The 13220-nt window shown below is 61.6% G+C and carries 10 protein-coding genes; 3 read left to right on the top strand and 7 right to left on the bottom strand.

Going from position 1 to position 13220, the window contains the following annotated elements; all coding sequences use genetic code 11:
• Window positions 1-95: 95 nt before the first annotated feature.
• A complete protein-coding gene (locus GUC32_RS21385) occupies window positions 96-1394 on the bottom strand; it encodes an MFS transporter (protein ID WP_025304349.1) in 1299 nt (432 codons plus the stop codon).
• Window positions 1395-1678: 284 nt separating this feature from the next.
• Here GUC32_RS21385 and uxaC point away from each other — a divergent pair, with 284 nt between their 5' ends.
• Complete coding sequence (gene uxaC / locus GUC32_RS21380; RefSeq protein ID WP_197826651.1) at window positions 1679-3091, top strand: glucuronate isomerase; 1413 nt, start codon at window positions 1679-1681, stop codon at window positions 3089-3091.
• A gap of 20 nt (window positions 3092-3111) precedes the next feature.
• Complete coding sequence (locus tag GUC32_RS21375; protein WP_369435422.1) at window positions 3112-4599, top strand: UxaA family hydrolase; 1488 nt, start codon at window positions 3112-3114, stop codon at window positions 4597-4599.
• 52 nt (window positions 4600-4651) lie between these two features.
• Here the strand turns inward: GUC32_RS21375 and sstT are convergent, their stop codons facing one another.
• The 5 genes from sstT to GUC32_RS21350 all read right to left on the bottom strand — a co-directional run bounded on the left by sstT (window position 4652) and on the right by GUC32_RS21350 (window position 9641).
• Window positions 4652-5887, bottom strand: coding sequence for a serine/threonine transporter SstT (sstT, locus tag GUC32_RS21370; protein ID WP_197791218.1), 1236 nt, complete (start codon window positions 5885-5887; stop codon window positions 4652-4654).
• Window positions 5888-6149: 262 nt separating this feature from the next.
• Entirely contained in the window at window positions 6150-7118 is a 969-nt protein-coding gene (locus tag GUC32_RS21365; protein ID WP_043142026.1) for a TerC family protein, read from the bottom strand.
• A gap of 252 nt (window positions 7119-7370) precedes the next feature.
• Window positions 7371-8102: a glutamine amidotransferase gene (locus GUC32_RS21360; RefSeq protein ID WP_193402407.1), complete on the bottom strand. Its 732-nt coding sequence runs from the start codon at window positions 8100-8102 to the stop codon at window positions 7371-7373.
• Window position 8103: 1 nt separating this feature from the next.
• Entirely contained in the window at window positions 8104-9084 is a 981-nt protein-coding gene (locus tag GUC32_RS21355) for a Gfo/Idh/MocA family protein (RefSeq protein WP_193402408.1), read from the bottom strand.
• A 50-nt stretch (window positions 9085-9134) separates the two neighbouring features.
• Window positions 9135-9641 carry a M48 family metallopeptidase gene (locus GUC32_RS21350; RefSeq protein ID WP_004937154.1) on the bottom strand — a complete coding sequence of 169 codons (507 nt, stop codon included), beginning with the start codon at window positions 9639-9641 and terminating at the stop codon, window positions 9135-9137.
• Between the two features lie 149 nt (window positions 9642-9790).
• On the opposite strand from GUC32_RS21350, the gene rlmG reads away from it, so the two are divergent.
• Window positions 9791-10930, top strand: a complete 1140-nt coding sequence (gene rlmG, locus GUC32_RS21345) for a 23S rRNA (guanine(1835)-N(2))-methyltransferase RlmG (RefSeq protein ID WP_193402409.1) — start codon at window positions 9791-9793, stop codon at window positions 10928-10930.
• A gap of 193 nt (window positions 10931-11123) precedes the next feature.
• Here the strand turns inward: rlmG and GUC32_RS21340 are convergent, their stop codons facing one another.
• Window positions 11124-13145: an FAD-dependent oxidoreductase gene (locus tag GUC32_RS21340; protein WP_060448040.1), complete on the bottom strand. Its 2022-nt coding sequence runs from the start codon at window positions 13143-13145 to the stop codon at window positions 11124-11126.
• Between the last annotated feature and the right edge of the window lie 75 nt (window positions 13146-13220).

Here is a 13220-nt window from a genome sequence, read left to right as displayed (position 1 = left end):
TGGGAAGGGGCGCGTGGCCATCGGATTTGTTATACCACTTATTCGGCACCGCTGCCAGAGGAGCAAGGGGCCCGGCGCAGCGGCCGGGCGGGGGATCAGCTGCGCGCCGGGGTGGGCTGCAGCGCGGCGGGTTGCGGTTCGGCGGCCGGGCGGTTTTGCAACACCGTCCAGATGACGATGGCGCCGAGAATGTCGAAGACCGACAGCGCGGCGAACAGTGGGCTGAAGCCGAGGGTGTCCGCCAGGGCGCCGACCACCAGGGCGAACAGCGTGCTGGCGGTCCAGGCCGCCATGCCGGTCAGCCCGTTGGCGGTCGCCACCTCATTGCGGCCGAACACGTCGGAAGAGAGGGTGATCAACGCGCCGGACAGTGCCTGATGGGCGAAGCCCCCGACGCACAGCAGCGCGATAGCCGCGTAAGGGCTGGTGAACAGGCCGATCATGCCGGGGCCGATCATCAACACCGCCCCCATCGTCACCACCAGCTTGCGTGAGACGATCAGGTTGACCTTGAAATACTTCTGGAACAGCGGTGGCAGATAACCGCCGACGATGCAGCCGAGATCGGCAAACAGCATCGGCATCCAGGCGAACATGGCGATCTCTTTCAGGTTAAAGCCGTAGGCCTTGAACATGAACAGCGGGATCCAGGCGTTGAAGGTGCCCCACGCCGGCTCCGCGAGAAAGCGCGGCAACGCGATGCCCCAGAACTGGCGATTGCGCACGATCTGCCAGGCGGACATCTTTTTGGCGTTAGAGGTCTGGTGCTGCGCTTCCTGGCCTTCGAGGATGTAACGGCGTTCTTCCTGGCTCAGTTTCTTCTGATCTTTCGGGTGTTTGTAGAACAGCAGCCAGCAGATGGCCCAGATCAGGCTCAGCACGCCGGTGATAATGAACGCCATCTCCCAGCTGTGCGCGACGATGGCCCATACCACCAGCGGCGGGGCGATCATTCCGCCGATCGACGAGCCCACGTTGAAATAGCCGACGGCGATCGAACGCTCTTTGGCCGGAAACCATTCGCTGCTGGCCTTCAGCCCGGCGGGGATCATTGCCGCTTCCGCCATGCCGACCGCGCCGCGCGCCAACGCCAGCCCGCCCCAACTGTTGGCCAGTGCGGTACCCATGCAGAACAGCGCCCACAGAATGGCGAACATGGCGTAGCCGACCTTGGTGCCCAGCACGTCCAGCACGTAGCCCGCCACCGGTTGCATCACGGTGTAGCACGCGGAGTAGGCGGCGACGATATAGGAATACTGTTGGGTGGTGATGTGCAGCGTATCTTCCAGCGTCGGCGCCGCCACGGCAATGGCGTTGCGGGTCAGGTAACCCAGCACGGTGCCGATGGTCACCAGTCCGATCATGTACCAGCGTAACCCTTTAATTTTACGCATCCGAAGTGTCTCCCCGTTTGAAGGTGTGGCCGTCGATGCGGCTGGCGAGACAATAACCTGTCATACAGGTTTAAAAGTTGAGTGATATCACAAAAGGAATTATTCGCCTGAGCAATACTGTGGTCGGTGAAATAGGGCATTTTTGCCGGTAAATTGAGCGAAAAAGGGCGTAGAGAGAGGATGAACGGCAGACCTCGGGAAAAATCTGCTGGACGCTAGTGAAAATTGGTGTGATAACTTTTGTGATTCGAACCCCGTGCCGCACGGCAAGTAAGGAGCCCGAGATGGCGACGTTTTTGAGCGAAGATTTCCTGCTGGACAGCGAATTTGCCCGGCGCTTGTATCACGATTACGCGGCGCAGCAGCCGATTTTTGATTATCACTGTCATTTGCCGCCGCAGCAGATCGCGGAGAATACCCGCTTCAGCAACCTGTACGATATCTGGCTGCGGGGCGATCACTACAAATGGCGGGCGATGCGCACCAACGGCGTGGCGGAGCGGTTGTGCACCGGCGATGCGGGCGATCGCGAGAAATTCGACGCCTGGGCCGCCACGGTGCCGCACACCATCGGCAACCCTCTCTATCACTGGACGCATCTGGAGCTGCGCCGGCCGTTCGGCATCACGGATACGCTGTTGTCGCCGGCCACGGCGGATGAAATCTGGCAGCGCGGCAATGCGCTGCTGGCGCAGGATGAGTTTCGCGCACGTGGCATCATGCAGCAAATGAACGTGAAAATGGTCGGCACCACCGACGATCCGATCGACGATCTGCGCCATCATCGGGCGATCGCCGAGGATCATAGCTTCGATATCAAGGTGCTGCCGAGCTGGCGGCCGGACAAAGCTTTCACTATCGATGCGCCCGGCTTCAACGACTATCTGCGGCAGCTGGAGGCGGCGGCGGACACCGCCATCGGCCGCTTCAGCGCGCTGTGCGACGCCCTGTACAAGCGCATGGATCACTTCGCCGCTCACGGTTGCAAAGTGGCCGATCATGCGCTGGACGTGGTGGTGTTCGGCGAGGCCGATGAAGCGGCGCTGGATGCGATCCTGCTGCGTCGCCTGAACGGCGAGCTGCCGACGCCGGAACAGAGCGCCCAGTTCAAAAGCGCGGTGCTGCTGTTTTTGGCCGGCGAATACCGGCGCCGAGGCTGGGTGCAGCAGTATCACATCGGCGCGCTGCGCAATAACAACAGCCGCATGTTGGCCGCCGTCGGGCCGGATATCGGCTTCGACTCGATCAACGACCGGCCGCTGGCGGAACCGCTGTCGCGGCTGCTGGATGCTCAGGCGCGGCAGGGCGGTCTGCCAAAAACCATTCTCTATTGCCTCAATCCGCGCGATAACGAAGTGATCGGCACCATGATCGGCAATTTTCAGGGGGAAGGCACGCCGGGCAAGATGCAGTTCGGCTCCGGTTGGTGGTTCAACGATCAGAAGGACGGCATGCAGCGCCAAATGACGCAGCTGGCCCAGCTCGGGTTGCTGAGCCGCTTCGTCGGCATGCTGACCGACAGTCGCAGCTTCCTGTCGTATACGCGGCATGAATACTTCCGCCGCATCCTTTGCCAGATGATCGGCCGCTGGGTGGCGGACGGCGAAGCGCCGGCGGATATCGCGCTGCTGGGCGAGATGGTGAAAAACATCTGCTTCGACAACGCCAAAAACTATTTCGCCATCGAACTGGCGTAGCCGTTATCCGGGACTGGTTTATGCAAAGTACGATAAAGATTCACGAGCAGGATAACGTGGCGGTGGCGCTGCGCGATCTGGCCGCCGGAGAAATGCTTGAGTTGGGCGGGGAGCGTATTCAGCTGGCGCAGCCGGTGGCGCGCGGGCACAAGTTTGCGCTCGGCCCGATCGCCGAGGGCGAAGACATCATCAAATACGGCCAGCCGATCGGCCATGCGCTCGCGGCCATTGCGCCTGGGGAGCACATTCATTCGCAAAACGCCAAAACCAACCTGAGCGATCTGGACAGCTACCGTTACCAGCCGCAGTTCCCAACATTGCCGCCGCAGGCGGCGGATCGCGAGGTGCAGCTGTACCGCCGGGCCGGCGGCGACGTGGGGATCCGCAACGAGCTGTGGATCGTGCCGACCGTCGGCTGCGTCAACGGCATCGCCCGTCAGATCCAACAGCGCTTTTTGCAGCAAACGCAGGCGGAGGGGATCGACGGCGTGCACCTGTTCAGCCATCCGTTCGGCTGCTCGCAGCTGGGGCAGGATCATGCCAACACCCGCATCATGCTGCAAAATCTGGCGCGCCATCCCAATGCCGGCGCGGTGCTGGTGATCGGGTTGGGCTGCGAGAACAATCAGGTGGATGCCTTTCGCGCCACGTTGGGGATAGAGGACGAGCGGCGGCTGCGCTTTATGGTGTGCCAACAACAGGACGACGAGGTGGAATCCGGGCTGGCGCTGTTGCACGAGCTGTACCGGGAGATGCGCTACGATCGCCGCGAGCCGGGCCGCCTGAGCGAGTTGAAGTTCGGTCTGGAGTGCGGCGGTTCGGACGGATTGTCGGGTATCACCGCCAACCCGCTGCTGGGGCGGTTCTCCGACTATGTGATAGCCAACGGCGGCACCACGGTGCTGACCGAAGTGCCGGAGATGTTCGGTGCCGAGCGCATTCTGATGAGCCGCTGCCGCGATGGGGAGACCTTCGAAAAAACCGTCGATATGATCAACGATTTCAAACGCTATTTCATCGCCCATCAGCAGCCTATTTATGAGAATCCGTCGCCGGGCAACAAGGCCGGTGGCATCACCACGCTGGAGGAGAAGTCGCTTGGCTGCACCCAAAAGGCGGGGTTAAGCCAGGTGGTAGACGTGCTGAAATACGGCGAGCGGCTGCGTGTGCCGGGGCTGAATCTGCTCAGCGCACCGGGCAACGATGCGGTGGCGACCAGCGCGCTGGCCGGTGCCGGCTGCCATATGGTGCTGTTCAGCACCGGGCGCGGCACGCCGTACGGCGGCTTTGTGCCGACGGTGAAGCTGGCCACCAACAGCGAGCTGGCGGCGAAGAAACCGCATTGGATCGATTTCGACGCCGGCGGCCTGATCCACGGCGTGGCGATGGAGACCTTGCTCGGCTGCTTCGTCGATCTGATCGTCGAGATCGCCAACGGCCGCCCGGCGCGCAATGAAGCCAACGATTTCCGCGAGCTGGCGATCTTTAAGAGCGGGGTGACGCTGTAAAGCTGACAAAAAAGGCGCTCGAGGGAGCGCCTTTTTATGAAGCAACGCGCGATTAACGCACCTTCAGCGGGTCCTCGTTCGCCAGCCGTTGATCTTCCGCCTGGCAGGCCGCGGCGGTGAACAGCACGTCGGTGGAGGAGTTGAGGGCGGTTTCCGCCGAATCCTGCAGCACGCCGATAATAAAGCCGACCGCCACCACCTGCATCGCCACGTCGTTCGGAATGCCGAACATGTTGCACGCCAGCGGGATCAGCAACAGCGAGCCGCCGGCCACGCCGGAGGCGCCACAGGCGCACAGGGCGGCCACCACGCTCAGCAGCAGAGCGGTCGGGACGTCCACCGCGATGCCCAGCGTGTTCACCGCCGCCAGCGTCAGCACGGTGATGGTGATCGCCGCGCCAGCCATGTTGATGGTGGCGCCCAGCGGGATGGAAACCGAGTAGGTGTCCTCATTCAGGTTCAGCTTCTTGCACAGCTCCATGTTCACCGGAATGTTGGCGGCTGAGCTGCGGGTGAAGAAGGCGGTCACGCCGCTCTCGCGCAGGCAGGCGAACACCAGCGGATACGGATTGCGGCGGATCTTCCAGTAAACGATCAGCGGGTTGAGCACCAGTGCCACCAGCAGCATACAGCCGAGCAGCACCATCAGCAACTGGGCGTAGCCCCACAGCACACCGAAGCCGGTTTCCGCCAGCGTGGAAGCCACCAGGCCGAAGATGCCAAGCGGCGCACAGCGGATCACTGCGCGCACCACCAGCGTGACCGCATGGGACATGTCGTTGATCAGCCCCTTAGTGGTTTCGGAAGCGTGGCGCAGCGCCAGCCCCAGCCCGACGGCCCACGCCAGAATACCGATGTAGTTGGCGTTAATCAGCGCATGGAACGGGTTGGCCACCACACTCATCAACAGACCCTTCATCACCTCCACAATGCCGCCCGGCGGGGTAATGTCCGTCGCGCCGGTGGTCAGCGCCAGCGTAGAAGGGAAGATAAAGCTGACGACGACCGCCACCAGCGCGGCGGCAAAGGTGCCCAGCAGGTAGAGGAACAGGATCGGGCGAATGTTGGTCTTCTGCCCCTGTTTATGGTTGGCGATCGAGGCCATCACCAGTATCAGCACCAGCAGTGGCGCCACCGCTTTCAGCGCGCCGACGAACAGGGAACCGAGCAGGCCGACGGCCGCAGCGGCCGCCGGCGAAACCAGCGCCACCAGAATGCCGGCCACCAGGCCGACCATGATTTGTTTGACCAGGCTACCCTGCGTGATCCTTTGTAATAGTTTTTGCATAGTGCTTTCTTCCTGATGTTATCTGGCCGCCACGGCGGGAACGACGTCGGGCAGCTTTATATGATTCTGTAACTAAGTGTGTTTGCCGAATTAGTATTCAGCAATCGAATGAGGTTGGAAAGAGGCGAGGGTGAAATTCTGAGCGCGGATCAACACTTGATAACATACTGGTTACATTTGTGTGATCGCAATAACGTTTGGCGTTTTGGGGGAATTGCCAAACAATCGCGGGGCGACTAGCGCCCCGGATAACAGATTATGGTTATTTCTTCGCCAGGCGATCGTTGCGGTGATTGACCCAGGCGTTGATCAGCAAAGTGAGCGTCAGGATGCCCGCCACCACGCCGAGCGAGATGCCGATCGGGATGTGGAAGAAGTCGATAATCAGCATCTTGATACCGATAAACACCAGGATCACCGACAGGCCGTATTTCAGCATCGAGAAACGTTCCGCCACGTTGGCCAGCAGGAAGTACATGGCGCGCAGGCCCATGATGGCGAACAGGTTAGAGGTCAGCACGATGAATGGGTCAGTGGTCACGGCGAAGATCGCCGGAATGCTGTCCACCGCGAAAATCACGTCGCTCAGTTCCACCAGGATCAGCACCAGCACCAGCGGGGTGGCGAACAGGATGCCGTTGCGGCGCACGAAGAAACGCTCGCCTTCCAGGCTGTCGGTCATGCGCAGGCGGCTGCGCAGCCATTTCACCAGCGGCTTGTCGCCGATCGCCGAATCATCTTCCTTCGCCAGCGCCATCTTGATACCGGTGAACAGCAGGAAAGCGCCGAACAGATACAGCAGCCACTGGAACTGGCTGACCAGCCAGCTGCCGGCGAAGATCATGATGGTGCGTAGCACGATCGCGCCCAGCACGCCGTAGATCAGCACCCGCCGTTGCAGGTTGGCCGGCACGGCGAAGTAGCTGAACAGCATCAGCCAGACGAACACGTTATCCACCGCCAGCGCTTTTTCGATCAGGTAGCCGGTCAGGAAGGCCAGCGCCTGGGTATCGGCGACGGCGCGCCCGGCGGTTTCATTCAGGTAGTACCAGAAACCGAAGTTGAACAGCAGGGAGAGGCTGACCCACACCAGCGACCAGCTGGCGGCCTGCTTCAGGGTCATGGTGTGCGCGCCTTTACGGCCCTGCAACAGGAGATCGATTGCGAGCATCACGACTATGACGGCGGCGAAGCTGCCCCATAACCACGGTGTGCCAACGGAATTCATCATCAGAGGTATCCTTCAAAAACAAAAACGGCCAACGTCGGAAGACGCCAGCCGCTCTATGAACGCTGCAAGCAAACCTCGCCTTCCGGCAAGGTCTCACTTACAACGTTGATGAAGGTGATTACACCTTTGACATCAGGTTGCCCGGTAACCGGATGCTTGCGCATCGTAATGACGATTGACCGGCAATGAAGTTACTCCCCTTTGCAGAGCAGAAAGTAATGCAAAATGTGTCGGCGGTCAACGTGAATCGCGTTAGCCGGCCATCGCTTTTTGCGCGCCGAGGCTGACGACGAATCCCTGCAGCAGCAGGCGGCTGAACGGCGTGTCGCTAACCTGTTGTTGTTGCTGGTGGTAGCGCGCTTGCTGCTCGGGATGCAGCTCGCCGAGCCACTGCAGATACTGGCTCATCACCGCGCCGTTGAATTCCGGGTGGAACTGGGTGGTCAGGGCATGATCGCCATAGCGCAGGATCTGGTGCGCATCCTGCTGCGAACGCGCCAGCGTCTGCGCGCCGGCGGGCGGCGTCAGCACGCTCTGCGAGTGGATCAGGTTGGCTTTGAAGCGCGGCGGCAGCAGGGCGAGCCGCCGGTCTTCGGCCGCGGCGGGCAGCAGTTCGATCTCCAGCGTGCCGACCTCCATGCCCTGCGGGTGGTAGCCCACTTCGCCGCCGAGCGCGTAGGCCAACAGCTGGTGGCCGTAGCAGACGCCGAACAGCGGCAGTTTGATCGCCATCGCCTGGCGCAGCCACTCGGCCGCCGCCTCGCTCCACGGCAGCCGTTCGGTCACCATCGCCGGCGAGCCGGTGATGACCACGCCGCAATAGGCGGCCGGCGGCAACGGCCGCTCGCCGGCGGGCAGATGCACGATGTGCGCGCGTTCGGCGTCGATGTTGCCCTGTTGCAGAAACATGCCTTCAAAGTTGGCCAATTCCTGACGAATGGCCTGCGGCGCGTCGCCGGTTTGCATCACGAGCAGCGGTTTCATCTCATTCTCCGTCGGCGGGGAAGACGATGCCGGTCTGGCGGCGGATGTCGGTCAGCAGGCGGGCGACGATCAGCGAATTCTCCAGCCCTGGATGTTCCACCTGACGCTTCTCAACCAACTCGGCGAAGGCCAGCGCCTCATACAGCATGGTGTTGATGTGCTGCGGCTGGCTCAGATCCTGGCGGTTGCCACCGCGCGGCGTCAGCGCCACGCCCTGGCACTCGGAAATCTTGTCGATAATCAGCGTGCCTTCCTCCCCCTGGATCTCGCTGGGGATCGCCGAGTCGCTGACCTTGGAATGGGAAAGCGTGACGTCGAAATCGCCGTAGTTCAGGCAGACGGTGCCGTGGGCGTCCACGCCGGTATCGAGCAGCGTGGCGCTGGCGAGCACCGACTGCGGCGCGCCGAACAGCGCCACCGCGCTGGCCAGGCAGTAGTAGCCGATGTCCATGATGGAGCCGTTGGAGAACTGTGGATTAAACGTGTTGGGGTTCTCGCCGGCCAGGTAGCGCGGGTAGCGCGAAGAGTATTGGCAGTAGTTGATGAAGGCTTTGCGCAGCCGGCCGATTTTCGGCAATGCCTGTTGCAGCGCCAGAAAATTCGGCAGATAGGCGCTTTTGAACGCCTCGAACAGCACCACCTGATTTTCCCGCGCGCAGGCTACCAGCTGTTCCGCTTCGCGCTGGTTGGAGGCCAGCGGTTTTTCGCAGATCACGTGCTTTTTATGGCGCAGGAACAGCAGCGATTGCGGGCAGTGCAGGGAATTGGGGCTGGCGATATACACCGCGTCTATGGCGTCGGACTGGGCCATCGCCTCGAGAGAGTCGAAAAACTGCGTGACCTGATAGTTGGCGCCAAACGCCTGCGCCTGTTCCAGCGAGCGTGAATACACGGCGCTCAACTTGAGTTTGCCGCTTTCATGGGCGGCATCGATAAAACGTTCCGTAATCCAGTTGGTGCCGACGACGGCAAAGCGAATCATGGCGAGCTCCGGTCCAGGCTTAAAACCGCAGATTATCACGCCCTCACTCGCTATGCATACAGCTCGCCGAACAGCGAAAGGTGCGTCAGATACAGCCGGGTATCGAATTCCAACTGGTGGTAATCCGGCTCCATATGGCAACACAGGCTGTAGAACGCCTTGTTGTGATCTTTCTCTTTCAGGTGCGCCAGCTCATGCACCACGATCATGCGCAGGAACGGTTCGGGCGCGACCTTGAATACCGTCGCCACGCGGATTTCCGCCTTGGCCTTCAGCTTGCCGCCCTGCACGCGCGAGATAGCGGTATGCAGGCCGAGCGCGTGCTTCATGACGTGGATCTTGCTGTCGTAGGCCACCTTGCTCAGCGGCTGGGCGTTGCGCAGATACTGGTTTTTCAGATCGACGGTAAACTGATACAGCGATTTGTCGGTCGTGCAGTCGTGCACCTGCGGATAGCGCTGCAGCAGCACGTCCCCCAGCCGATTCTGATGGATCAGTTGTTGCACCTGGCTTTGCAGATGCGTTGGGTAGCCTTGCAGGTAGGTCAATTCAGACATTCTTGTTCCGTATCAACGGCCATTCAGCCGGTCATTCTATGCTGTTTTTTCGCTCAAATCCTGACATACGCAATTTATCCGAAAAAACATTTTACTGACGGGCGTTTTTAGGGGATAAACAGCCCAAATTTTATCAGTCAGGAGGGGCAATGAGCCAACTCGATCTGGGAACACAGCAACTTGAGCTGGAGCGTTATCCCCAACAGGAAGAATCCACCCAGCTGCAGGCGTGGGAAGCGGCGGACGAATATCTGCTGCAACAGCTTGAAAACGTAGATATCGGTGGCCGCCCGGTGCTGATTTTCAACGATAACTTCGGCACCCTGGCCTGTGCGCTGCACGCGCATCGTCCTTACAGCGTCAGCGACTCGTACATGAGCCAGCTGGCGACGCGTCACAACCTCAAGCTCAACGGTCTGGATCCTGAGCAGGTCACGCTGTTGGACAGCCTCGCCGAGCTGCCGGCGGCGCCGGCGGTGGTGCTGATTCGCGTGCCGAAAGCGCTGGCGCTGCTGGAACAGCAGCTGCGCGCGCTGCGCCACGTCGTGACCGAAGACACGCTGATCGTTGCCGGTGCCAAAGCGCGCGACGTGCACACCTCGACGATGCAGCTGTTTGAAAAAGTGCTGGGTCCAACGCGCACCAGCCTGGCGTGGAAGAAGGCGCGCCTGATCTTCTGCCAGGCGGCGGACATCGTCCCGCCGGCGGCGGCGGAAACCACCAACTGGACGCTGGACGGCACCGATTGGCTGATCCACAACCACGCCAACGTCTTCTCGCGCGGCAGCCTGGATATCGGCGCGCGCCTGTTCCTGGAGCATCTGCCGCGCGGCCTGAACGGCCATATCGTCGATCTGGGCTGCGGCAACGGCGTGATTGGCCTGACGGCGCTGGCGCAAAACCCGGAAGCGCAGGTGACCTTCGTCGATGAATCTTACATGGCGGTGGCCTCCAGCGAGCTAAATGTGGAGCACAATCTGCCACAAGAGCTGGATCGCTGTCAGTTTGAGGTGAACAACGCGCTGGCGGGCATCGAGCGTGAAAGCGTGCAGGCGGTGCTGTGCAACCCACCGTTCCACCAGCAACACGCCATTACCGATCACACCGCCTGGCAGATGTTCTGCGACGCCAAGCGCTGCCTGCAGGTGGGTGGCGAATTGCGCATCGTCGGCAACCGTCACCTCGACTACCATCAGAAACTCAAGCGCCTGTTCGGCAACTGCACGCTGGTGGCCTCGAACAAGAAGTTCGTGATCCTGAAAGCGGTGAAATCCGGTGCGCGTCGCTGAGCGTGAATAACCAGGGGCGTCGGGCGCCCCTCAGTCTGTAGACAAAGGGGAAAAAGCGTGGTTTTTCCCCTTTTGTGGTTATCAGCCGAAAATCAATAAATTGATTTTCCTTGTTTTCTTTTCGCTGGTCTCTGCCAACCCGGCATGGGGATGAGGTTTGTCATCAATATCAGGGGCGCCGGGCGCCCCTTTTTTACAGTGACATCGCCAGCCGCGTGCCCTGATCGATCGCACGGCGGGCGTCCAGCTCGGCAGCCACGTCGGCGCCGCCGATCAGGTGCACGATTTTCCCCATCGCCAGCAGCGGCTGCTGCAGCTCGCGGCGCGGTTCCTGCCCGGCGCAGACGATCACCGTGTCCACCGGCAGGCAACTTTCCTGCTCGGCGCGGGTGATGTGCAGCCCTTCATCGTCGATCAGCCGATAGCTGACGCTATTGAGCATCTTCACGCCGCGCATCGCCAGGCTGGCGCGGTGGATCCAACCGGTGGTTTTCCCCAGGCCTTCGCCTACCTTGCTGGTTTTACGTTGCAACAGGTAGATCTGCCGCGCGGCGCGTGGCGCCTGAGGGCCTTGCGCTGCAAGCCCGCCGCGTTGCTCAAGGCGACCATCGATGCCCCATTCGCGGTTGAATTCCGTCTGATCCAGGCTGCTGGACATGCCGTGCTGGCTAAGGTACTCGGCGGTGTCGAAGCCGATGCCGCCGGCGCCGATGATCGCCACCCGCTGGCCGACCGGTTTTTTATCGCGCAGCACGTCCAGATAGCTCAGAACCTTGGCGTGCCCGATGCCGGGGATGTCCGGGGTGCGCGGCACGATGCCGCAGGCGAGGATCACTTCGTCGAATTCGCTTAAATCCGCCGCCTCGACCTTGACGCCCAACCTGACCGTCACTTCGCGCAGCGCCAACTGGCGGCGGAAGTAACGCAGGGTTTCATGGAATTCTTCCTTGCCGGGGATTTGTTTGGCGATGTTGAACTGGCCGCCGATCTGCTCGGCGGCGTCGAACAGCGTCACCTGATGGCCACGGCTGGCGGCGGTGGTGGCAAACGCCAGCCCGGCGGGGCCGGCGCCGATCACCGCCAGCTTTTTCGGTTTCTCCGCCATCGTCAGCGGCATTTCGGTTTCGCGGCAGGCGCGCGGGTTGACCAGGCAGGAGGTCAGCTTGCCTTCAAATATCTGGTCGAGGCAGGCCTGGTTGCAGCCGATGCAGGTATTGATCTCGTCGGCGCGCCCCTCGGCGGCTTTCTGCACAAAGGCGGCGTCGGCAAGGAACGGGCGCGCCATCGACACCATGTCGGCACAGCCGTCCGCCAGCACCTGCTCGGCCACCGCCGGATCGTTGATGCGGTTGGTGGTGATCAGCGGGATGCTGACCTTGCCCATCAGCTTGCGGGTTACCCAGCTGAATCCGGCGCGCGGCACCATGGTGGCGATGGTCGGGATGCGCGCTTCGTGCCAGCCGATGCCGGTATTGATGATCGTGGCGCCCGCCTGTTCGACCGCCAGCGCCAGCTGTTCGATCTCCTGCCAGCTGGAGCCGTCCTCCACCAGATCGAGCATCGACAGCCGGTAGATCAGAATGAATGCCGGGCCCACGGCCTGGCGCACCGCCCTGACGGTCTCGACGGCGAACCGCATGCGGTTGGTGAAGCTGCCGCCCCATTGGTCGTCGCGCTGATTGGTGCGAGTCGTCAAGAATTGGTTGATCAGGTAGCCTTCGGATCCCATCACCTCAACGCCGTCATAGCCGGCCTGCTGCGCCAGCGCCGCGCAGCGGGCGAAGTCGGCGATAGTCTGTTCAATGTCTGCCGTGCTGAGCGCGCTCGGCGTAAACGGGTTGATTGGCGCCTGCAGCGCGGAAGGGGCCACCAGCTTGGGTTGATAGCTGTAGCGGCCGGTGTGCAGGATCTGCAGCGCAATTTTGCCGCCCGCCCGGTGGACGGCCTCGGTTACCGGGCGGTGGTGAGGCAATTGCGCCTCGCTGTTGAGGATCGAACCGCCGCGAAACACCACGCCCTGTTCGTTCGGGGCAATGCCGCCGGTGACGATCAGCGCCACGCCGGCGGCGGCGCGCTCGGCATAGAACGCGGCCAGGCGCTGCGGGCCGTCGGGCAGCTCTTCCAGGCCGGTATGCATCGATCCCATCAGCACCCGGTTTTTCAGGGTGGTGAAGCCGAGATCCAGCGGCGCCAGCAGGTGAGGGTAATTGCTCATTGCACTCTCCATCGGGTGAAATCGGGGCCCGTTGTTATAATTATGTGAACACAAGTGGTCGGATGAGATAAATCT

The organism is Serratia sp. NGAS9 (assembly GCF_009905295.1).
Classification (GTDB): domain Bacteria; phylum Pseudomonadota; class Gammaproteobacteria; order Enterobacterales; family Enterobacteriaceae; genus Serratia; species Serratia bockelmannii.
The sequence above is the reverse complement of the archived record's forward strand: the minus strand, read 5'-3'. Positions and strand labels throughout refer to the sequence as shown.

Bases quoted from the DNA above. Each gene is read 5' to 3' on its own strand.
- GUC32_RS21385 (WP_025304349.1), bottom strand. From the start codon at position 1,394: ATGCGTAAAATTAAAGGGTTACGCTGGTACATGATCGGACTGGTGACC.
- uxaC (WP_197826651.1), top strand. From the start codon at position 1,679: ATGGCGACGTTTTTGAGCGAAGATTTCCTGCTGGACAGCGAATTTGCC.
- GUC32_RS21375 (WP_369435422.1), top strand. From the start codon at position 3,112: ATGCAAAGTACGATAAAGATTCACGAGCAGGATAACGTGGCGGTGGCG.
- sstT (WP_197791218.1), bottom strand. From the start codon at position 5,887: ATGCAAAAACTATTACAAAGGATCACGCAGGGTAGCCTGGTCAAACAA.
- GUC32_RS21365 (WP_043142026.1), bottom strand. From the start codon at position 7,118: ATGATGAATTCCGTTGGCACACCGTGGTTATGGGGCAGCTTCGCCGCC.
- GUC32_RS21360 (WP_193402407.1), bottom strand. From the start codon at position 8,102: ATGAAACCGCTGCTCGTGATGCAAACCGGCGACGCGCCGCAGGCCATT.
- GUC32_RS21355 (WP_193402408.1), bottom strand. From the start codon at position 9,084: ATGATTCGCTTTGCCGTCGTCGGCACCAACTGGATTACGGAACGTTTT.
- GUC32_RS21350 (WP_004937154.1), bottom strand. From the start codon at position 9,641: ATGTCTGAATTGACCTACCTGCAAGGCTACCCAACGCATCTGCAAAGC.
- rlmG (WP_193402409.1), top strand. From the start codon at position 9,791: ATGAGCCAACTCGATCTGGGAACACAGCAACTTGAGCTGGAGCGTTAT.
- GUC32_RS21340 (WP_060448040.1), bottom strand. From the start codon at position 13,145: ATGAGCAATTACCCTCACCTGCTGGCGCCGCTGGATCTCGGCTTCACC.